Origin of the sequence: Streptomyces sp. NPDC059917, from assembly GCF_042730635.1 — a bacterium.
Taxonomy (GTDB): domain Bacteria; phylum Actinomycetota; class Actinomycetes; order Streptomycetales; family Streptomycetaceae; genus Streptomyces.
In genome coordinates this window covers 108,663-128,973 of the sequence record NZ_JBHWLC010000001.1, presented here as the reverse complement: position 1 = coordinate 128,973, position 20,311 = coordinate 108,663, and the positions used below count along the sequence as shown (strand labels likewise).

Genomic DNA, 20,311 nt, shown 5'->3' with positions numbered 1-20,311 from the left:
ATCGGTCTGGCGCCGGGGTTCGGTGGAAGATCGTTGGGCGGCTGCGGGCGTCGTTAGCGTCAGGTCCATGCCGGTGGAGTTTCTGACTGATGAGCAGGCGGCTTCGTACGGGAAGTTCAACGAGGAGCCGACCCGGCCGGAGCTGGAGCGGTTCTTCTTCCTCGACGACGAGGACCGCAAGCTGATCGCGAAGCGGCGCGGTGATCACAACCGGCTCGGGTTCGCTCTTCAGATGTGCACCGTGCGCTACATCGGCCGCTTCCTCCCGGACAACCCGCTGGACGTTGCGTGGGTGGTGGTGGAGTACCTCGGGGAGCAGCTTGGCATCGAGGACGTCTCGTGCGTGATGCAGTACACCGAGCGTAAGCCGACGGCGTACGAGCACGGGTGAGAGATCCGGGACGTGTACGAGTACCACGAGTACGACGATGCGGAGTGGGGGCGGAAGTTCCGTACGTTCCTGCACGGGCGGGCATGGACGCACGCCGAGAGGCCGGTGGCGCTGTTCAACCAGGCCGTGGGCTGGCTGCGCCGGCACCGGGTGCTGCTGCCGGGGGTGTCGGTGCTGGCCCGGAAGGTGTCGGAGGTCCGGGCGGTCGCGGAGAAGCGGCGGCACACCACGGTCGCCAGGGCCGCGCACTGGGCGGATGCGGCGCTGCCCGGGGACCTGGTGGCCATGCTGGTGACGCCGGAGGGCGCGCGGTTCTCGGAGCTGGAGCGGTTGCGCCGGCCGCCGACACGTACGACGGGCACGGCGTTCGCCCGCTCGCCGGAGCGGGTCGACGAGATCGGCGCGTTCGGGCTGGGCCGGGTGCGGCTGTCGCAGGTCCCGCCGAACCGGCTGGCCGCGCTGGCCCGCTAGGGGCTGGGGTCGAAGGCGGCGAGCCTGGAGCGCGCCGAGGAGCCCAGGCGGACCGCGATGCTCACCGCGGTGATGCGCCACCTGGCGGCGAAGGCCATCGACGAGGCCCTGGACCTCCTCTTCCAGGTCCTGATGGCGACCCGGCTGATCAGCACGGCGAAGCGGGCCACGGAGAAGGAGCGCCTGTCGACGCTGCCGCAGCTGGAGAAGGCGTCACGGACGCTCGCGCGGGCGGCGAAGGTGCTGTTCGAGGAGCTGGAGCTGGTCGAGGAGCACGGCGCGGACCTGGATACGGCGGCGCTGTGGGCGGCGGTCGAGGAGGTCGCACCCCGGGAAGCGGTGATGACCACGGCCGCGCTGGTGGTGTCGCTGGTGCCCGAGGACGAGGATTCGGCCAACGTCGCGATGCGGGCGGCCCTGACCACCCGCTACAACACGGTGCGCCCGTTCCTCGCACTGCTGGGCGAGTCGAAGGCGCTGGACGCGGCGACAGGCGGTACGCGGGTGCTGTCCGGGGTGCGGCGGCTGCCCGCGCTGGCTCGCCGACGGGTCAAGGACAAGCCGCTCCTGCCGCGCGAGGTCGACGACGAGCTGGTGCCGGCTGCCTGGCGTAAGGCGGTCTACGCGAACGCCGACCTGCCGCAGGGGTCGGTGGACCGGGACGCGTACGTGGTGTGCGTGCTGGAGCAGTTGCACCGCGCCCTCCAGCGCCGGGACGTGTTCGCCTCCCCCTCGCACCGCTGGTCCGACCCGCGCGCCCGGCTGCTGGACGGGCCGGCGTGGGAGGCGGTGCGCGAGGACGTGCTGGCCGGGCTGAGCCTGGACATGCCCGTCACCGAGCACTTGGCGGAGCTGGTGCGGGCCCTGGACGCGGGCTGGAAGCAGATGGCGGAGCGCCTGGAGTCGGCGGGCGAGGACGCGAAGGTGTCGCTCGATGTCCAGCGAGACGGCCGGGTGAAGCTGAACGTGGAGAAGTTCGGCGCGCTGGGCGAGCCGAAGTCACTGGCCTGGCCGCGTAAGCGGGTCGAGAAGATGCTCCCGAAGATCGACCTGCCGGGCCTGCTCTTCGACGTCCGCTCCTGGACCGGGTTTCTCGACGCCTGCGTGCACTTGGGCGACGGCACCACCCGCATGAAGGACCTGACCACCTCGCTGGTTGCGCTGCTGGTCTCGGAGGCGTGCAACATCGGCATGACCCCGGTCACCAACCCCGGCCACGAGGCCCTCACCCGCTCCCGCCTGGTCCACGTCGACCAGTTCTACCTGCGCGCCGACACGATCGCCGCGGCGAACGCGATGCTCATCAAGGCGCAGTCCGAGGTGCCGATCGTGGCGTACTGGGGCGACGGGCTGCTGGCCTCTGTGGACGGGCCGCGGTTCGTGGTCCCGGTCCGCACGATCAGCGCCGCGCTCTCGCCGAAGTACTTCGGGTTCAAGCGGGGCATCACCTGGCTCAACGCCGTCAACGACCAGGTCGCGGGCATCGGGCAGATGGTCGTTCCGGGCACCCCGCGCGACTCCCTGCACATCCTGGACGCCCTGCTGAACCTCGACGGCGGGGTGAAGCCGGAGATGGTGGCCACCGACAACGCCTCGTACTCCGACATCGTGTTCGGGATCTTCAAGATTCTGGGATACAACTTCAGCCCCCGCTTCAAAGACCTTGACGACCAGCGGTTCTGGCGGGCCACGATGCCTGGTGTGGAGACGGGGACGTACGGGGTGCTGGAGCCGCTCGCGCCGAACCGGGTCAACCTGAAGAAGATCGAGACGTGGTGGCCGGACATGCTCCGGGTCGCGGGTTCCTTGGTCACCAACCAGGTCCGCGCCTACGACCTGCTGCGGATGTTCGGCCGATATGGCCACCCCACACCGCTGGGGCAGGCGTTCGCGGAGTACGGGCGCATCGGCAAGACCGAGCACCTGATGCAGATGGTCGACCCGGTCGACGACACCTACCGCCGGCAGATGAACCGCCAGCTCACCGTGCAGGAGTCCCGCCACAAGCCTGCCCGCGACGTGTGCCACGGCAAGCGCGGCACCATCCACCAGGCGTACCGCGACGGGATGGAGGACCAGCTCGGCGCGCTCGGCCTGGTCCTCAACGCCATCGTGTTTGGGACGACGAAATGCATCGACGCCGCCGTCGCCCAGCTCCGCGTTGAGGGCCACGAGATCCGGGACGAGGAGCATCGCCCGCCTTTCCCCGCTCAAGCACGCGAACCTCAACGTGCTCGGCCGCTACAGCTTCACCCGCCTCCACCCCGGCCGCCGGCGCCCTGCGCCCGCTGCGCGACCCGGACGCGGCCGGGCTCGGGCTGGATGAGGACGACGAAGAGTAGACGGGACCTCGGCCTCTCCCCGGGAGCCGGACTGTTGGCCCGGGATAGGTGCTGGACAGGGGAGGACCTTGCCGGAGTCGAAACTGGGGCCTCGGGGCCGCTGGAAAGGGTGCCGCTCACGCTCTCGATGGCGCCGCGGCCGCACTCCGGCGATGATCTGCGGCCCCTGGGCCGACTACCTCCGGACAGTCGCTCTTAAGCCCGCCCGTGACATCGGATAGATGGCTCTGACCTGGTGTTTTCCTGGGATTCGCCTAGCCTGGGGAGTTCTGCTGGACACCATCGGAGGGGACACTGTGAGCGAGGAATCCACCAGTTACGACGCCAGCAACATCCAGGTATTGGAGGGGTGGGAAGCCGTTCGAAAGCGGCCCGGAATGTACATCGGCTCGACAAGTGAACGCGGCCTGCGACACATGGTGTTCGAGGTCGCGGACCGGGCGGTGAACGAGGTTCTGGACGGCCGTGCCGCCTCCGTCGACGTCACCCTCACGCCCGACGGCGGCGTGTATGTCGCCGACGACGGGCCGGGCATTCCCATCGACGAGACGGGGACCGCCGGCGGTCCCGGGCTCAAAGCCCTGCTCACCCAAATGCAGGCCGGGACGGGAGCCGCAGGCCGCCACGACATAACGCTCAGCTCCTGCGGTGTCGGGCCCGCCGTCGTCAATGCCTTGTCGCAACGGATGACGGCCGAGGTGCGACGCGAGGGAGTCCGATGGGTCCAGGAGTACGTGCGCGGCGTGGCCGCCACCCCGCTCACCGAGGCCGGGACGGCGACCGAAAGCGGGACCACGATTGCCTTCTGGCCCGACGCCGACATCTTTGGAGCCGCGGAGTTCTCGTTCGACGGGCTGGAAGAGCGATTCAGAGAACTGGCCTTCCTGAACAAGGGCCTGGAGATCTCCCTTACCGACCTGCGCCGCCCGGATGAGTCCCGTTCGGTGCGGCTCCGGTTCCCGCGAGGGACGCGGGACTTCGTCGCCTTCCTCGACGGGCACACGGCGGTGTCCGCCCCCATGGACACCATCGCTTTCGAGCACGAGGACCCTCGGATGGCGGGGGTGATGGAGGTGGCCTTCCGGTGGTGCAACTGTCCTGAGGAGCGGGTCCGGAGCTTCGCCAACAGCCGGCCCACCACCAACGGCACGCACGCGGTGGGCTTTCGCAACGGGATGACAGCCGCGGTCACCGCGTACGCGCGGGAGCAGGGGCTGCTGACAGCTACGGACCCCGACTTTGGCGCCGATCGGATCGGCGAGGGCCTGACGGCGGTCGTGTCGGTGAAGCTGGACCGTCCCGAGTTCGAGGGGTCCACGCGCGGCGTGCTGGGCAACGCCGAAGTACGCGACTGTGTCGAACAGGCCGTCCAAGACCACCTCGGCAGGTGGCTGAAGGAAGACCCGGAGCGGGCCGCAGCCGTCATCGACCGGATCGTGCAGGGTGCCCGCCGGGACTGACCGACAACGAACTACCCTGCCGGTCCAGAAGACCGGGACCGGCAGGGCGTCGGAGCGCAGACGCGCGACGGCCCCGCGGGTCGGTCCCCTCCGGGCCGCGCGGATGATGGCGCGGTGACGAACATCAGCGACGCCCATGTGAAGGTCCACTTCCGGATGGAGATTGACGAGGACGGCTGGCCGCCCGCAAGCGTCGAGAGCCTCTGGGCAGTGGACCTCGGCGACGGAACAGTGCGCCTCGACAACACCCCATGGTTCGTCCGCGGCATCGCGAGCGGCGATGTCATCCGCGTGGACGTTGACGACGACGGCTTGCGCTGGGCGGGGGAGACCGTTCACCCCTCCGAGAACTGCACCGTCCGGTTGATCGTGCTGAAGGACGGTGGCTCTGAGGCGGCCCGGCAGACCGTGCTGGAGACCTTCCACCGGCTCGGCACCACCGGCGAGGGCATCGAGCAGTTTCGGATGGTCGCGCTCGACGTCCCGCCGGAAGCGGACATTCAGCGGATTCGCAAGCTGCTCGAACACGGCGAGGCGAAGGGTTGGTGGCACTGGGAGGAGGGATGTGTCACTGCCGCTTGGGAAGCCAGTGCAGACACGGAGGACTAGTGAGCACAGCGACAACGAAGCGTGCGAAAGGACATCAGAAGCGGTGCCATCCACCCGCGCGTGTGCACTTGGGACCACTCTCACAAATGTTCATCTGTGAGAGTTCTGCGAGAGCCGCCGGAGTGATCACGTTTCCGCATGTCAGTGTTCGCAAAAGTCCTCTCGAAACCTGCATGTTGTGCGAGGCACTTCTGAGAGGCTGCCCGCATGGATCTCACGCCCGATCGGGCAGTATTGGCGGTAGAACGTCACAACTGCCCGAACTGTGACGCGCCCGCCGGCTCAGCCTGCCGCACTCGCGGCGGAGAGACCGCCGCGAAGTACCACACCCCCCGCTTCGCCCTCGTCCCCGCCGACCGCCACCCCGGCCGCGCGTGGAAGCAGGGCCCGGCGCTCGCTGTCGTGCCCGCGCCCCGAACCGAGCGCCCGGTCCGCATCGGGTACGCGAGGACGTCGACCGCGCGGCAGGAACTGGCGAGCCAGCTCGAAGCCCTCCACCGGGCGGAGTGCCACAAGGTCTTCAAGGAGTAGATCAGCACCCGCATCAAGGTCCGGGCGCCCGAAAGTCATCGACGAGGACATGCTCACCTTCGCCATCGCCTTGAAGGACAAGGGCGTCCCTGTCCCCGAGATTGCCAAGAAGCTGACCATCAAGGTGGGGAAGAACACGGGCAAGTCCCCGCCGGTCGCCTCGTTGTACCGGGCCCTCGCGGAAGCCGAGGCCGCCGCGCCGGACGACGGCGTGCCAATGCGGCCCAAGCCCGTCCGCCTGCGCCGGCCGGGAGAGCCACTCAGCGCCGAGGAGATTGAGCTACGCGAACGGCTCCAGGCCCAGCCCCACCCGAACGCCGAACTGAGGTAGACCCGCTCCCGACCTGCACCGACCCCTTGATCATCGGCTTAGCGTTAACCGCTGTACCGCTGTTCCTACCGACGCCAATTGCATCGGATGCGAATAGGCCACATCCCGGAGGTTGGCCCGGGACCGTCTGGAAGCGGTTCCACCAGGGACGCTGACCTCAGAACCACGGTAGCGGTCTCCTCGGCGGACACCCGTGGATCTCACTCCATCGAGCGATTGAACTGCGAAGACGCCTCCGAGTCGCATCTGATGCGAAATTCTCGCGTCAGATGCGATAGACGGAGAGTGATGGCGGATGGGTGGGGACGGTCTTGCTCCAGGGTCTGCTCGGCTGCACCTGATCGACGGTCTGCCGCTGCTGCGGCCGGACGAGCAAGTCTTCGAGGCCATGATCAAGGGCTGGCGCAACCAGCAGCTCGCCCGGAATCTCTCACCGGGATACGTCAGTGACCAGGAACGCACAGTTCGGGCGTTCACCCGGCACGCCGATGCGATGCCGTGGCAGTGGACGCCGCAGCACGTCGACGAAGCCGAGGGCGAGCCTGAACGCCGAGCCTTCACCAAACCCGAACTGGAGGCGTTCTTCGATCATGCCGACGAAGAAGGTCCTGCGCGTTCGCGGCAAGGGCCGCAAGGGCTGGCTGCCGGCCTTCCGGGATGCCGCCTTGTCCAAGGTCGCGTACGCCTACGGCCTGCGACGCAACGAGACCCGGATGCTGGATCTCACCGACTTCGGACGCAATCCGGAGGGCCGGGAGTTCGGCGAGTACGGCACCCTGTTGGTCCGCTACGGCAAGGCCAAGAAGGGGTCGCCGCCCAAGCGCCGAAGCGTGCTGACCGTCTGGCACTGGACGCCCCACACGATCGAGGAATGGATCAGCGAGGTGCGTCCCGGGATGCGGCATTCGACCAGCCGGGCCCTGTGGCCATCCGAACGAGGCCCGCGGGTCGGTCTTCAACGCCTGGACTCCCGCTTCGCCAGCTACCGGGACGCCGTCGGCCTGGACCCTGCGCTGGAGTTCCACTCGCTGCGCAGGTCCTACATCACCCATCTGATCGAGGACGGCCACGACCCGCTGTTCGTCCAGCAACAGGTTGGTCACGACCACGCCTCCACCACCGCGATCTACACCTGCGTCTCCTCCGACTTCCGCACCCGCTCCCTGCGACGTGTCCTGGACGCCACCATCGAGGCCGCTCTGCGGCAGGGAAGGACCTCTTGATGGCACGCCAGATCAGCTACCGGTGGCGCCTGCGCGAGCTGATGGCCGCCCGCGGCATGTTCACCGTTGCCGAACTGATGCCGCACTTGACCGAACGCGGCATCACGCTGTCCTCCTCCCAGGTCCACCGTCTGGTCTCCGGCACCCCGGAACGGTTGTCCCTGCCGGTGCTGGCCACGCTCTGCGACATCCTCGACGCACGCCTACCGACCTGATCGCCACCTCGGCCCAGAACCTCCCGGCCCGCCGCGCCGCCGGCGAAGAGCCGCCGATCAATCTGGCTGCTCGCCGACCCACACGGGTCCGGCTGACGCCCGAGGGGTGAGTGGTGACGCCCGAGGAGTACGAGCGGTGGATGATCCGCGACTGCGCCCGCTGCGGCCGGCGCGCCTCGAAGTCCGCCGAGTGGTCGGACGGCCCGATCTGCCGAACCTGCTACGACCGTGCGATGCGAGTCCGTGGCCGCTGCCCCTGCTGCGACACGGACCGGCTGCTGCCCGGACGGGACACCGACGGCGAACCGATCTGCCGCGACTGCGCGGGCATCGTCCGCGACTTCTTCTGCGACCGCTGCGGCTTCGAGGGGCTACTGCTTGGCGGGCGCCTCTGCGAACACTGCACCCTCGCCGACACGCTCGCCCACCTCCTCGACGACGGCATTGGCCGTGTCACCCCGGAGTTGCTGCCGCTGGTCAAGATCCTGCTGGAGATGGACCGGCCCAAGAGCCGACTCATCTGGCTGCGCAACCCCAACGTCGTTCAACTTCTCCAGGGCCTGGCCACGGGCAAAATCCCGCTCTCCCATGACGGGCTGCACCAGGAAACCCCCTGGCGAACCGTCACGCATCTGCTTGACCTGCTGATGGACAGCGGTGTCCTCCCGCGGGTCGACCGGCAGCTCCTGCTCTACCAGCGCTGGCTGACCGAACGGCTCGCCGCCATCGAAGACCCCGAACACCATCAGCTCCTCCGCCACTTCGCCACCTGGCACCAGATGCGGCGCCTGCGGACGAAGACGGAGAAGGGACCACTGGGACGCTCCCAGACCAACCACACCAAGCAGGAACACCCAAGCCGGCGCCTTCCTCACATGGCTCGCCAGCCGAGGACGTGCAATCGGACAGTGCCAGCAGGCCGACATCGACGCCTGACACACCGAGAGCCTGGCCACCCGCCGCCCGTCCCAGTCGTTCCTCCGGTGGTGCATGAAGACCGGCAAGATGCCCCGCCTCACGCTGCCGCCCGCGGTCATCACCCAGGACTCGGAACCGCTGCACCAGCACCGTCGGCTCGCGATCCTCCGCCGAGTCCTCAACGACGACTCCTTGCCCCTGCGGGCCCGAGTCGCCGCCGCCCTCGTTCTCCTCTACGCGCAACCCGTCAGCCGCATCGACCGCCTCACCATCGACGACGTCACCGACGGCAAGACCACCGTCACCATCCGGCTGGGAGACCCGCCGTCCCCGCTGCCGCAGCCCGTCGCCGACCTGATGCGGACCTACATCCAGTCCCGGGAACACCTGCCCTACGCCAGCAGCAGGAGCTCACAGTGGCTCTTCCCCGGCCGCCAGCCCGGACAGCCCATGAACCCGGTCAGCCTCCAAGTCCATCTGCGTGAGATCGGCGTCCCTCCGCAGCGCGGCAGGACCTCCGCGATGCATCAGCTCGTCCTCCAAGCCCCTGCCCCCGTCATCGCGAAGGCACTCGGCTATCACGACAAGACTGCCACCCGCCCGGTCACCGAAGCCGGCGGGACCTGGAGCCGATACGCCCCAGGCGACCACCAGCGGTGAAGGGCGGCTGCTTACGCTGGGGTCGCTGAACCTCGCTTGTCCTCAACGTGGACGACGTGAAGCTCGGTGCCGTCCCGGTGGCGCTTGGAACGTCCGAACAGCCCGACAGTGATCTGCGACTGATCCTGAGGCTCATCGAGGCCGACATAGGTAAGGACGTCGTTGTGATGCCCCGTGACGACCCAGCCCTCGACGTCCGTGAGGTCGATCACCCCAAAGTCTCCTGCCGAAGATCCGGCATGCGCCGGGCCGAACTTCTTCAGGAGGTCGGTTGCCTGTTCAGCAAGCTCCCCGTCCGGAGCGGTCAGCACGACACAAGTGCCATGCTCGAACAGCACCCACGACTTGCGAGGGTCGGCGAGAAGCCGCTGCCAGACGTCTATCAGTATCTCGGTGTTCACATCGATCATCATGCATGCCGCAGAGCGCCGACACAGGGTGACGATCGGCCGACGGCTATGGCGAATACGCGACTCCTGAACATGCGGGCCTACCAGTCCCTAGGCCGGTGAAGGCCGGCCGCGAGGACTGGATCACGTCCGGTCCCCGCGGCCCGTAGGCGTCCCTGAATCCCTGGGGCGACCCGGTGGCGCCACCAGATCGGCTGCTTAGCCAGGGCGTGTCCCCTAAGGAGTGGATCTTGGCCGGGGCGGGGTATCCGCGGTCACTGGTGCTGCTGATCGGTTCTGCGGGTGCTCTTTGAGCGGAGATGGTCGGGCAGGTAGGCGTCGTACAGCAGGTCCAATTCGGCCCGCGTGAGCACGAGCCCACGGCCGCATTGGCACGTGTGCTGACCGCCCCCCCAGTGCATCGTCTCGTACGCCGGGTGGCCCGTGGCGCACACGATGCGGTAGCCGGTGTCCATCCCCGGGTCCGGGTCCGTGCGCGGCTTCTCGCGGATTCGGAATCCCCGGATCTGCTCCGGGCGCCTGGCGTTCATGACGAGGGGGTGGGCGGGTCCTGCGGGGGCTGGGGAACAGGGTTCCCGCCGTCGCCCGGGTACGGTCCGGGTTGCGGCCCCTGTGGTGTCGACATCGATTGCTCCTCCCCTTCGGGTACCTGACCCATCGAGACTAGGTCGGGCCCCAGTGCGCCGTCCGGAGAATCGCGGTTCTGCCCAACGACGAAGCGCCGGGCTGTGCGACGTTGGGCGGCTGTGCTGAGTAGCTGCCGGCCAGCGCTCACGCGCCGTGGACCGGGCCGGAGCACATTGGCTCGGCCGGTACAGGGGCGCGGGCGTGCGAGTTTCGCACTTGCGTACGATGCGCCGGTGATGATCTATCTGTCCATCGACACCACCTCCGAGGCGTACGCGAGCGGGCGGGTGCTGGGTGCCCTCCTCCTGCCCGCCGTGCTGCTGCTCGTGCTCTGGCGCGTCACCGCATCGTGGCGGCGGGGCAAGGCCCTGCCCCCCGGCGTGATCGTTGACGCGCACACCAAAGCGCTGCGAGTGCGCCGGCGCCGTACGGTCCTCGCTGTCCTGGGCCTGCTCGGGGTGGGCGCCGTGGTGAACGCCGCGCTCCAGTACGGGCCGGAGCCGCGCGCCGCGGAGACCGCCGCGCCCGCGGCCGACCGGGTAGAAGCCGACACGGCCGCGACCGGTGCGCGTACGATCACGCCGCCCGCGGCCGTGGACGGCTACCGGCTGATGACGGAGGAGGAGTCGGCCTCCTACCGTGAGGCGCAAGCGGGAGCCGCACGCATTCCCGGTGGCCGCAGCTGGTACTACGACCGCGACGATGACGGCCGCGCTGACAGCGTCCTCCACATCGACACCACTCAGTGGTCGCAGAAGCTGGCCGCGGAGAAGCAACGGGACTCCATCACGCAAGAGTTCAGGAACTTCTTCGCCGGAGCCAAGAGCACCGACTCCGCGGAGTATCCTGCCGGCCCCCTCGGCGGCCGGCTGGCCTGCGGGCACTACAACGACAACCCCGCCATGTCCGTCTGCGTCTGGAGCGACTCAGACACCCTCGGCACCGTCCTGCACAACGGAATCACGGATCTGACGGAAGCGGCCAAAACCACCCTGGACATCAGGAACGCGTCCGACCAACGGACCTGACGACTCCTTCGCTACAGACCGTCTTCTCCAGGTCGCGAACCGGGGCCGGGGTCAGCTGCATGAGGGAAAGATGCGCCTGTGGCGGCTCTTCGTGCACGGTTCGCCATCCGCAGGATGTAAGGCGCCGGGCGACGGCCGCGGTGCGCACGGTGCAGCGGACCCAGGCGCCCACCGCGCGCAGTTGCGCGGGGGATTTGCAGCGCGCGAGGTCGCTTCTCCAGGGCGTGGTGATGCTGCGGGGGGCCCAGCGGTGGGCTGCCTGCGACACGGCGGCGCGGCTGCCGTCGGGGCTGAGTGCCGAGGCGGTGGCTTGTTGGATGAGGTCGCGCCGCCAGGCGGCGGGGGTGCCGCTGGAGTACACGGGGATGCCTTGGTCCTCGACCCAGAGCGTCGCGCGGGCCAGGGTGATCTCGCTCAGGAGGCCACCGGCGGGGGACATCGCCGTGATGGGGGAAAACCCCCGCAAGGTGACGAGCCCGGCGTCCGCCATGTCGACCCAGTCGTGGAACTGGGCGCCGGCGACGACGGCTCCTCCCGCGGGTCGGCTCAGGACGGGTTCCTCGATGAGGAGGGTGATCGGGCAGGCGGGGCGTGGCCGTGAGTACGGCACGATTTGCCCCGCCTTGAGGTGGGAATCAGGGTGGGGGCGCGGTGCAAGAAGGGCGGGGACGTCCAGTAGGTGAGCGCGGTGATCTGCACCGCGCTCGCTTCCAGGGCGCGCAGGCGGTCCTCGGCGTAGGCGCCCGTGTCCAACACCTCCTCGCGCGCGGCCTGTTGCTGAATCACCTGGGCATCGGCCAACCCCTGGGCGTCCCCGCGGCCGTACTGCCCGAGCAGCTCTTCAAGGCTGTGGGTGGGGACGGCGGACAAGCCCTGTTCCATGCGCAAGAGGTGCCCTTGGGAGGTACGGCTGGCCTCCGCCATCTTCCATTCCTCTCCGGCCGACCGGATGGGAAGCGGAACGGGTGAGCCGGTGTCGTCGGCCGTGGTCATCGGGCGTTCTCCAGAGCGTAGAGGCGGGCCGCCGGGAACGGTGAAGTCAGGCGGCGCTTTCGGCGTGCTTGTGCTGGGGAGGCTCGTGATCGAGGGTGATGTCCGTCCCGACGCTGGCGGCCGGACTGGGAACGATGGCCAATCCAGACGCCAGTGCGCGGACGATCCGCAGCCCGCGGCCGCTGCAGGCCTCGTCATCAGCGGGCTGTTCGCGCGGCAGAGCGGGGTCGTCGTCGTGGACGACGATCACGAGACCGGTCGGCGTGCGTTGCACCACGCAGCGGGCGCGGCCAACTGGTGTTCCGTCAGGGTGGACGGCGTGGCGCAGCACGTTGGTGAGGAGCTCCGCCACCACCAGGCCGAGGTCGTCGGCCAAGGTTTCCAGCCCCCCCCCACATGCGGACGCCTTCCATCAGGAGGCGCTTCGTGTGGTGAATCGAGCGCGCGGTGACCTCCAGGTCCATGTCCATCTGACCGGGCCGCCCGCGCAGCAGGCTGGGCGCGGGCCCGTAGGAGGTCGCTCCAGAGGAAGGCGTCATGTCTGATCCAGTGCGGTTGACCTGAAACCCCGTCACGGGGCCCCGGTAGCGGTGTGTACTGGGTGTGCACCGGTCAGCCACCATCCAGGCAGGACGCCAGAGCCGTGTGTAGAGGGCGATGCGGATACCTCAGGGAATCCGCATGGGGCTGAAGAGGGCGGCAATGGCCCAGCCAGAGAAAGTGCTTGACCCGGGCAGCTCACCGGAAGCGTGGTACGGCCACGAGATCAGGCTGCGCCGCAAGGACGCCAGCTACCCCACTGCGGGGCCCGTCGCGGCCAAGTTGCAGGTCAGCGTCGATGTGCTGCTCAAGATTGAGAAGGGCATCTACCGCTGTCCCCAGGACCTCGCCCCTCGCCTCGACGATGCCCTCGATACGGGAGGCCTCTTCGTTCGGTCGTGGGCCATGGTCTTCGGCGATGCGGATAAATCCGCTCCCCATGCGGATAAGTCCCGCGCGCACCCGGCCGATCGCACCGGAGGAATGCCCAAGGGGCGCATGCTGGTCGGAACTACTCCGACCGCGCCGAGGAGTCCTGACTCCGTGTACCGACGAACACTGCTGGCCATCGGCGGATTGGCCATCGCCGCTCCGGTGGACCTGGCCCGTCTGCTCACTCCCACCAGCCCGGCGCCTCTGCCCGAGCGGATCACCCCCACCGAGATCCGAGGTCTCCTCGACATCGCCCAAGGCCTTCAAACCTGGGACAACCAGCATGGCGGTGGGGGCCTCATCGGCCGGCTCTCCGCCTCCTCGATGCAGTGGGCCATCGGGCTTCTCTCCGTCGAGTGCCCAACCCCGCTGCGCGAGCACTTCCTGGCGGCCGTCGCCCGTCTCGGCCTCGTCGCGGGCGCGTCGCAGTTCGACGTCTACCGGCACGACGAAGCACGGCTCGCCTTCAAGGTCGCCGTCGAATGCGCCGAAGAAGGACGTCATTGGCACCTGAGGGCGAAGGGCTACAGCTTCCTCGCCCGCCAAGCCATCTGGACCGGGGATCCAGACGACGGCCTCACCCACGCGGAGAAGGGGCTCGTGCGCGCCGACCGTCTCACCGCGACCGAGCGCCATGCTCCACACCGCCCGGGCCCGTGCCTTCGGCAAGCTACGCGACGTCCAAGGGACCCTCTCCGCCGTCGGTGCGGCCGACGACGCATTCGCCCAGCGGCAGCCCGAGAACGACCCGCCGTGGATGGCGTACTACGACGAGGCCCAGCACAACGGCGACACCGCGCGAGCCCTCTTCGATCTCGCGGTCACCTTCGACGACCACAACCCCACCGAGGCCGTCACCCGATTCGGGCGGGCCGTCAACGGCCACGGCCCCGGCTTCGTCCGCTCCAAGGCCATCTCCTGCACCAAGTTCGCCTCACTGCTCATGCACCGCGGCGATCCACACGAAGCCGCCGTCATCGGCACCCGGGCCCTGGGCCTTGGGAGCGGCATCACCTCGCTCCGGGCCGCCGACGACCTCCGCGAGCTCGCGCGCCACGCCTCGCGCCACAACCGCCTGCCAGACGTAGCCGCCCTGCGCAGGCGAATCACCGCTACCGTGAAGGCATGACCACCGCCCCCAACTCCTCCTCGGCGGCGGTACTACGCGCGGCTTGCGTCGCAGCGGGCGTCGACCCCACCGATGCCGAGCCCATACGCATCGCCGAGAACGAGACCTGGCGTCTGCGAGGGGGCCTGATCGCCCGCATCGCACGCACCGGACAGCATGGCGCAGCCGAGCGCGAGGTGCGCGTAGCCCGCTGGCTGCTGGCCAACGCCGTCCCGACGGCCAGGCCACTGGCCGTCGCGCAGCCGGTTGCGACCGCAGGGCGCCCTGTGACGTTCTGGGAGGAACTGCCGGCGCACGAGCACGGCAGCATCACCGAGGTAGCTCAGGCCCTCAAGACACTGCACGCCTTGCCAGTGCCCGACTTCGACATCGGCCGGCTAGATCCCTTCGTCCGCATCCCCGAACGCCTCGGTTCCGCGAGCACGCTCCCCGAGAACGATCGCCGTTGGCTCCTCGACCGCCTCCACGACCTCGCAGACCAATGGGACAGCGGCCTCCCCGAAGGACTCCCGCACCGCGCGATCCACGGCGACGCCTGGCCCGGCAACATCGTCCGCACACCGCAACAGACCGTCCTGCTGGACCTCGAACGCTTCTCCATCGGGCCACCCGAATGGGACCTCGTCTCCACCGCGGCCCGCTCTCGCAGCACGGGCGCGGTCACACCGGCCGAGTATGCGGAGTTCTGCTCGGCATACGGACACGACGTCACTCAATGGCCTGGCTACGAAGTACTGGCGGGAGCCCGTGAACTGCGGATGGTGTCCTACGCAGCTCAGCACGCCACGTCCCACCCTGGTTGGCGCGAACAAGCGCAATACCGCGTGGACTGCCTCCGGGGGCGCCACGGACCCCGCCCCTGGTCCTGGCAAGGAATCATGTAACGCGAAATCGGTGGGCGGCAGCACCGCCCACCGGTTCATCCGCGTCAGGCTGCCCCGGCGCTCTTCGCCTTCTTGATTCCCTCGGTCAGGTCCGCGGTGTCCGCGGCGGGCGGGGCCTGGACGGTCCGGCTGCCGCCGAATGACAGGAATTCCATTTCCACCGTGGTGGTGCCGACGACTTCTTTCAGGCGGGCCGGGTTGCCCTTGTCGTCGACCCAGACGTCCAGTTGGACGTCGCCGGTGGCGCCCATCCCCTTGAACACGGAGCCGGCGTCGCCCACCATCTTGTCGGTAGGGATCCTCGCCGTGTAGTGGACGGTCTCCACGCCCCGGACGTCCTCGGTCCCCAGCTCCTCGGCGTCCTTCGCGTGCGGGAGGAGCTTGAGGCCCGCGGTCGGGTCGGCGTTGCCGGACTTCATGGCGGCCGCCCCGTCTTCGCCCACGAAGGCCGAGGCCTCGACCTTGAGCCACGACTTGCCCTTGGCCGCACCTTCCTTGAGGGGGTCCACGCCGTAGTAGTAGACGCCGTCGACCAGACGCATCGTGATGGTGCCGTCAGCGACCAGCGCGCTCATGTTGAGGTCCGCGGCCGACATCTCTGTCTCCATCGCGACACCGGTGCCCGCGCCCCACGAGTAGAGCCCGTTCATCGCCACTGCCTTACCGCCCGTGGACGGCGCCGTCACGGTCATGCTGACGTCCGCGGACCCCGCCTTCGACACCACGGCCGACGCCTGAGCCAGCGCCCCGAGCGCGGCCGCATCACGAGCGGCGTCGCTGACCGCCTTGCCGCACCCGACCGAGCCCCCCGCGATCAGGACGACCGCGGTAACGGCCATGGCTATCCGGTTGTTCTTCATTCCCACCCCTGCTGATCTGATTGCTGCGGTCCGGGAGACAGGTCCCGCGCCGTAGCCGTGCAGCACCGACTGTCCGGTACCGCGTAGAGGATCGCACGCGCCTGCGACAGCGTCCTGCCCTTAACAGCGCAGTTGAGCGCCGCGCCGACGTTCGGTCGTGTGAGGCGGGCGCCGGGGCCGGACGCGGTCGCGCGGCCCCCGGCGCTCGGGCTGCCGAGCACCTTCTCCCGAAGATCACCCCGGTAGGCTGTGGCCGTGTCCGAGCCCACCGACACCCTCGTCGTCTCCTGCACCGCCTGTACCGCCGACGTCCCGCGGCCGGCCAGTGACCAGTGGGAGCCCCTTTGGAGACGGGGTTGGCGCTGGCTGGGCTCGCTCGGCGTGTATTCCTGCCCTGGCTGTCCGCCGGTTGTCACCGAGGAGAACGGCCGGCACGTCCTCGGCCACGACGACCCCCCTCTGTAGACGCCGCCAACCCCCGCAATCGCCCCCGGGTCCGCAGACTTCACTCGAACGGGAGACGAACGGCCTACCGCACCAGTTGGGCACGAAGGGCGGTCCGGATCGTCCGCCATCTGGCCTCAACCGTTGGTTGATTCGGTGCTGTCCGGGGGCCATGTCATGAGCACCGTGTGGGGGGCGTCCCTGTGTCGAGGAGCTGGATCGTTGCCGTCGGGTGGCTTTCCGTACCAGCCGACCCCGCTGGTGTAGGTGCGCTCGGCCGGCCCCGGTGCATCCCAGTGCCCGACGATGAGGGGCCGCCGGGGGCGGGCCGGTGACCGGGTCGTGGCGGCGCCTGGTCTTCGCCGCACCAGAGGTCGAGCCGGAGTCGGGCCCTGCGCCGGCGCGACGTGTACGCCCGGCGGACTGACCGGTGGGGTGACCCGCGGGCCAAACTGCCGGCCGGGGACCGGTGGGAGTCGGCGAGGCCGACCGTCCTCACCGCCCGGCCAGGCGCACCTCGTTCTGCGAACCGAGTTGTGTGAAGATCCGGCCGATCCTCCCCGAGGGCCGTCTCGCCGTTGTTCGCCGGACCCTGGTTGTTACAAGGCCGGGAGTGACCAGGAGGGAGGCAGGGTGACGAAGGCAGGGACCGGAGTGCCAACAGCAATGAGGAGAAGACGGGGAGGCCGCCCCGTAGCTTCGCCGAAGTTCACGGTGCCGCCGGAGAACACCGCGTCGTAGAAGTTCACGTCGCCGCCGGAGAACGCTGCACGGGTGAAGTCGACCTCGCCGCCGGAGAACGTCGCACCCCCGAAGAATGTGCTACCTCCGGAGAACACGGCGCCTTCGAAAGAGACACTGCCGCTGGAGAAGGTACAGCCGATGAAGTACACCTCGCCGGCGGAGAAGGTCGCGTTGGCGAAGGACACGTGGCCGTCGGAGAACGTCGCGCGGGAGAAGGCCACCTGGGCGCCGGAGAACACCGCGCCGCTGAAGTTCATGTCGCAGTCGATGGTCACGTCGCAAAGATCCAGGTCGCAGCCCTGCCAGGAGCGATAGGTGCCCGAAGGGAGTCGGTAGTGGTTGCCGATCAAGCGCAGGATGGTGTGCCGGACTTTGCGGAGCGCGAGGTAGCGGTCGTGTTCCTCCTGGTGGGCGGGGTTGCCGCCGGGGTCGGGGGTGTAGGGGAGCTGTAGGTAGGCGCACAGGACGTCGATGCAGGTCTGGCGCAGGCTCTGGTCAGGGGCGTCGTCGGCCAGGCCCGCGAGAGCGTGGACTCCTCCGAGGCGGACGGCCGGGGAGTCGGAGCCGAGCTGTTGGACGGCGGCGGTGAAGCGCTCGGTGTGCAGGCGGGTGGCTTCCCGGTGGGCACCGGCCTCGTCGACGCGCTGGCGGCGGTAGGCGACGACAAGGGCGACGAGGGCGCCGGCCCCGGCGACCACCCCGAAGGAGACCTTCACCAGGTCGAAGAGGGTCTTTGCGTCGAGTTTCGCGGTGTTGTCGATCCCCTTGAAGTCCAGTACGAGCAGCAGGCTGCAGAAGATGCCGCCCGCGACCAGGGTCGCGGTGGCGAAAGTGGCGGCCAGCACTTGGCCGACCGGCGACAGCCGTAACTCCCGGTCGTCCAGTGCGGTCTGTGGGTTCGGGGTCGATTCCCGCCTTGGTATGGCTCTCATGGTGGTGAAGACAGACCCGGCGGCCCCCCGGTTGCAGCCGGGGAGGTCGGTCAGACGGACCGATTCCGCCTCCGGGTTCTGTTGGCTCGTCCAACCGGGAGTGACTGAGGGCCGAAGCCGCCGGCTGCGGCCGCTATCCACGTCCTGATCGATCCCCGAGGCCGGAGACCACCGCGGTACCTGTGGGCCCGGGACGCTGACCGGCTCGCCTGCCGCAGTGAGCTTCGTGGTCACGCACCGGCTTCGCCCCCGGCACGTCCGTCGTGCCGGGGTGTTGTCGTTCCCGCTCTGGACGCCGGCCACAGAAGGTGTGCCCCGCTCGGCGTGCACGTGGTCCCGGCGCGCGGGGGCCTCGCCACAGCCCCACCTGCCTCGGCCACGCTTCTCCTCCTGGTGCCCTGCCCCGTACGGGCCGCGGGCGAAGCCTGGCGGGCGCCGTCCCCGACGTGGACCGGCTTGCGGTGCGCACCACGACGGCGAAGGGCCGCCGATACCCCCGCCGGGCCGCGGAGGGCAGCGGGACCGCAGGGGTATCGGCGGCGTGGAGCGGCGGAGCGGGTCTTCACTTGGGCTGCTGCGCCCTCCATTTGCGGACTGCCCATACGGCGAGCGCGGTGCAGGCCGCCGTGATCAGGCTGGCGGGGAGTTCGGTGAGCAGGCCCTGGACGATGAGGGTCAGCGCCGTGTCGATCATGGTGTCTCCTGGTGCGATTCCGATCGGTCTCATCCAGATTCGGCTCGCTCACAGGGGTGCTGACGTGGTCTGACGTCCCCAGACAACTCAGTTCGGAGATTTACGAGTTCGGACGCGGTACGTTGCCCGTCGGACGCAGTTGGACGCTTCTGGACACTTCGCGGGGGATCACGGATGGCTCGACTCACGGCTCCCACGTTTCTGCCTGGGCCTCGCAAGAGGCTGAGCGATGAGCTGCACCTCGCTCATCGCCGGGCGGGTTGGCCGTCGGTGCGGGAGCTGGCCCGAGCTCTGGGCACCGGAGTGGTCAGCCCAAGCCGGATCCACGACGCCTTCACCAAGCCTCGGCTGCCGATGTGGGGGCTTGTGGAGATGCTGGTGAGCGAACTTGGGGGTCGGACCCCGGGCGCCGATGCGGCGGTCGAGGTGAAACGGTTCCACGCGCTGTGGGACGCCGCCGCGGAAGCGGACTCCTTGCCGCCGGCCACGGATGAACCGAGGCCGGCCCAGGAGGTGACTGCGGCAGTGCTCCAGTCGGTAACGGTCACGCGTGACCCTGAGGTCGGGAGGGCCACACCGCGGAGCCTGCTCCTTGCCGACTTCGAGAGGTTCAGCAGGCGAGGCGATGTCGAGCAGGGATACATGCGCCGGATGCTCTTCGGTCTCCTGGACCGTGTCGCAGAGGCAGCCGGCGTGGACCCGGCGGCGCGGCGGCGGACGGATCTAGGGGACGGGGTCATTGAACTGATCGATGCCGCTGTCCCCATGGCCGATCTTCTGCGCGCCGTGCTCCGGGTCGTCCCTACGGAACTGCGGGCGATCAACCGGCTTGCCTCGGACGCGGTTCAACTCCGTTCGCGGTTGGTCCTGGCCACGGGTGACGTAAACGCGGACGGACACGACGGCTGGGTCGGCGATGCTCTCAACGACGCCTGCCGACTGCTTGACGCACAGGCAGTCCGCGCGGCCCTGCGCGGAGGCACGGACCCCTACGCGCTGTGCGTCTCGGATGCCGTCTACTGGACGACCGTACGCCAGAACCACCTCGGCATCAGCCCGTACGAGTTCCGTGAGATCGGCGTCCCGACGAAGACCGGCACGCTGCAGGCGTGGCTGCACCAGCCGCTGCCGGCCTAGCCGCCCCTGTGCCCCTCAGATGTGTTCCAAGTCAGGCGTCCGGTGCCATGGTTCGGGAGCTGAGGTAGTGCGCAGCGCGCGGGCCAGGGCCGCCACGGTCTCGGGTGAGGGCGCGGGCTTCGTCGGCGAGAGTGCCTCCGAGACCGTCGTGCGCCCGAGACCGGCACGCTGGGCGAGATCCGTCTGATTCAGCCGCAGGCGGGCCGTCCCGCATCTCAGCCCCTCCCGGAGCTCGGACAGCGCCGGATCCTGGCCGTTGTGTTCGTCATGCACCGTGCGTGCCCCCAGGACCGTCGTGGTCGCCGG

Annotated in this window: 23 protein-coding genes and 1 pseudogene; 12 read left to right on the top strand and 12 right to left on the bottom strand. The window is 69.1% G+C overall.

Features of this window, described 5'->3' with window-relative positions:
* Positions 1-67 precede the first annotated feature (67 nt).
* From ACFWAR_RS00650 to ACFWAR_RS00630, 5 genes and pseudogenes are all read left to right on the top strand, one after another.
* Positions 68-3,204, top strand: a pseudogene (locus ACFWAR_RS00650) (Tn3 family transposase).
* Positions 3,205-3,500: 296 nt separating this feature from the next.
* Entirely contained in the window at positions 3,501-4,664 is a 1,164-nt protein-coding gene (locus tag ACFWAR_RS00645) for an ATP-binding protein (RefSeq protein ID WP_385772069.1), read from the top strand.
* A gap of 114 nt (positions 4,665-4,778) precedes the next feature.
* Entirely contained in the window at positions 4,779-5,273 is a 495-nt protein-coding gene (locus tag ACFWAR_RS00640; RefSeq protein WP_385772068.1) for a DUF4265 domain-containing protein, read from the top strand.
* A gap of 402 nt (positions 5,274-5,675) precedes the next feature.
* Positions 5,676-5,804, top strand: coding sequence for a hypothetical protein (locus ACFWAR_RS00635; protein ID WP_385772067.1), 129 nt, complete (start codon positions 5,676-5,678; stop codon positions 5,802-5,804).
* A 49-nt stretch (positions 5,805-5,853) separates the two neighbouring features.
* Entirely contained in the window at positions 5,854-6,135 is a 282-nt protein-coding gene (locus tag ACFWAR_RS00630; protein ID WP_385772066.1) for a hypothetical protein, read from the top strand.
* A gap of 430 nt (positions 6,136-6,565) precedes the next feature.
* On the opposite strand, the gene ACFWAR_RS00625 is transcribed toward ACFWAR_RS00630, so the two are convergent.
* Positions 6,566-6,727, bottom strand: a complete 162-nt coding sequence (locus ACFWAR_RS00625) for a hypothetical protein (RefSeq protein ID WP_385772065.1) — start codon at positions 6,725-6,727, stop codon at positions 6,566-6,568.
* Between ACFWAR_RS00625 and ACFWAR_RS00620 the strand changes: the two genes are divergently transcribed.
* Positions 6,726-7,358, top strand: a complete 633-nt coding sequence (locus ACFWAR_RS00620) for a tyrosine-type recombinase/integrase (protein ID WP_385772064.1) — start codon at positions 6,726-6,728, stop codon at positions 7,356-7,358. The genes ACFWAR_RS00625 and ACFWAR_RS00620 overlap by 2 nt on opposite strands.
* The gene (locus ACFWAR_RS00615; protein ID WP_385772063.1) at positions 7,358-7,573 is read left to right on the top strand and encodes a helix-turn-helix domain-containing protein; all 216 of its coding nucleotides are present in this window, start codon (positions 7,358-7,360) and stop codon (positions 7,571-7,573) included. The genes ACFWAR_RS00620 and ACFWAR_RS00615 overlap by 1 nt, the downstream gene beginning before the upstream one ends.
* A 371-nt stretch (positions 7,574-7,944) precedes the next feature.
* Here ACFWAR_RS00615 and ACFWAR_RS00610 read toward each other — a convergent pair whose 3' ends face one another.
* A complete protein-coding gene (locus tag ACFWAR_RS00610; protein WP_385772062.1) occupies positions 7,945-8,334 on the bottom strand; it encodes a hypothetical protein in 390 nt (129 codons plus the stop codon).
* Between the two features lie 229 nt (positions 8,335-8,563).
* On the opposite strand from ACFWAR_RS00610, the gene ACFWAR_RS00605 reads away from it, so the two are divergent.
* On the top strand, positions 8,564-9,151 hold the full coding sequence (locus ACFWAR_RS00605; RefSeq protein ID WP_385772061.1) for a hypothetical protein: 588 nt from the start codon (positions 8,564-8,566) through the stop codon (positions 9,149-9,151).
* Positions 9,152-9,162: 11 nt separating this feature from the next.
* Here ACFWAR_RS00605 and ACFWAR_RS00600 read toward each other — a convergent pair whose 3' ends face one another.
* Together ACFWAR_RS00600 and ACFWAR_RS00595 are read right to left on the bottom strand one after the other, a co-directional pair.
* Complete coding sequence (locus ACFWAR_RS00600) at positions 9,163-9,564, bottom strand: hypothetical protein (RefSeq protein WP_385772060.1); 402 nt, start codon at positions 9,562-9,564, stop codon at positions 9,163-9,165.
* A 251-nt stretch (positions 9,565-9,815) separates the two neighbouring features.
* The gene (locus ACFWAR_RS00595) at positions 9,816-10,091 is read right to left on the bottom strand and encodes a hypothetical protein (RefSeq protein WP_385772059.1); all 276 of its coding nucleotides are present in this window, start codon (positions 10,089-10,091) and stop codon (positions 9,816-9,818) included.
* A 330-nt stretch (positions 10,092-10,421) separates the two neighbouring features.
* On the opposite strand from ACFWAR_RS00595, the gene ACFWAR_RS00590 reads away from it, so the two are divergent.
* Entirely contained in the window at positions 10,422-11,216 is a 795-nt protein-coding gene (locus ACFWAR_RS00590) for a hypothetical protein (RefSeq protein ID WP_385772058.1), read from the top strand.
* On the opposite strand, the gene ACFWAR_RS00585 is transcribed toward ACFWAR_RS00590, so the two are convergent.
* The 4 genes from ACFWAR_RS00585 to ACFWAR_RS00570 form a co-directional block, all read right to left on the bottom strand.
* Positions 11,188-11,826 (bottom strand): hypothetical protein, encoded by a 639-nt coding sequence (locus ACFWAR_RS00585; RefSeq protein WP_385772057.1) that lies wholly within the window; start codon positions 11,824-11,826, stop codon positions 11,188-11,190. The two genes, ACFWAR_RS00590 and ACFWAR_RS00585, sit on opposite strands and share 29 nt — an antisense overlap.
* Positions 11,763-12,209, bottom strand: coding sequence for a hypothetical protein (locus ACFWAR_RS00580; protein ID WP_385772056.1), 447 nt, complete (start codon positions 12,207-12,209; stop codon positions 11,763-11,765). Before ACFWAR_RS00580 ends, ACFWAR_RS00585 begins: the two co-directional genes overlap by 64 nt.
* A gap of 46 nt (positions 12,210-12,255) precedes the next feature.
* Complete coding sequence (locus ACFWAR_RS00575; RefSeq protein ID WP_385772167.1) at positions 12,256-12,594, bottom strand: ATP-binding protein; 339 nt, start codon at positions 12,592-12,594, stop codon at positions 12,256-12,258.
* A gap of 353 nt (positions 12,595-12,947) precedes the next feature.
* Positions 12,948-13,685, bottom strand: coding sequence for a hypothetical protein (locus tag ACFWAR_RS00570; protein WP_385772055.1), 738 nt, complete (start codon positions 13,683-13,685; stop codon positions 12,948-12,950).
* A 130-nt stretch (positions 13,686-13,815) separates the two neighbouring features.
* Here ACFWAR_RS00570 and ACFWAR_RS00565 point away from each other — a divergent pair, with 130 nt between their 5' ends.
* Together ACFWAR_RS00565 and ACFWAR_RS00560 are read left to right on the top strand one after the other, a co-directional pair.
* The gene (locus ACFWAR_RS00565) at positions 13,816-14,310 is read left to right on the top strand and encodes a hypothetical protein (protein ID WP_385772054.1); all 495 of its coding nucleotides are present in this window, start codon (positions 13,816-13,818) and stop codon (positions 14,308-14,310) included.
* A complete protein-coding gene (locus ACFWAR_RS00560) occupies positions 14,307-15,194 on the top strand; it encodes an aminoglycoside phosphotransferase family protein (RefSeq protein ID WP_385772053.1) in 888 nt (295 codons plus the stop codon). Before ACFWAR_RS00565 ends, ACFWAR_RS00560 begins: the two co-directional genes overlap by 4 nt.
* A gap of 44 nt (positions 15,195-15,238) precedes the next feature.
* Here the strand turns inward: ACFWAR_RS00560 and ACFWAR_RS00555 are convergent, their stop codons facing one another.
* From ACFWAR_RS00555 to ACFWAR_RS00545, 3 genes are all read right to left on the bottom strand, one after another.
* Complete coding sequence (locus ACFWAR_RS00555) at positions 15,239-16,054, bottom strand: hypothetical protein (RefSeq protein WP_385772052.1); 816 nt, start codon at positions 16,052-16,054, stop codon at positions 15,239-15,241.
* 1,043 nt (positions 16,055-17,097) lie between these two features.
* Positions 17,098-18,174: a pentapeptide repeat-containing protein gene (locus ACFWAR_RS00550; RefSeq protein WP_385772051.1), complete on the bottom strand. Its 1,077-nt coding sequence runs from the start codon at positions 18,172-18,174 to the stop codon at positions 17,098-17,100.
* A 562-nt stretch (positions 18,175-18,736) separates the two neighbouring features.
* A complete protein-coding gene (locus ACFWAR_RS00545; RefSeq protein WP_385772050.1) occupies positions 18,737-18,868 on the bottom strand; it encodes a hypothetical protein in 132 nt (43 codons plus the stop codon).
* 270 nt (positions 18,869-19,138) lie between these two features.
* Between ACFWAR_RS00545 and ACFWAR_RS00540 the strand changes: the two genes are divergently transcribed.
* Positions 19,139-20,005, top strand: coding sequence for a hypothetical protein (locus ACFWAR_RS00540; protein WP_385772049.1), 867 nt, complete (start codon positions 19,139-19,141; stop codon positions 20,003-20,005).
* A 15-nt stretch (positions 20,006-20,020) separates the two neighbouring features.
* On the opposite strand, the gene ACFWAR_RS00535 is transcribed toward ACFWAR_RS00540, so the two are convergent.
* Positions 20,021-20,278, bottom strand: coding sequence for a helix-turn-helix domain-containing protein (locus ACFWAR_RS00535; protein WP_385772048.1), 258 nt, complete (start codon positions 20,276-20,278; stop codon positions 20,021-20,023).
* Between the last annotated feature and the right edge of the window lie 33 nt (positions 20,279-20,311).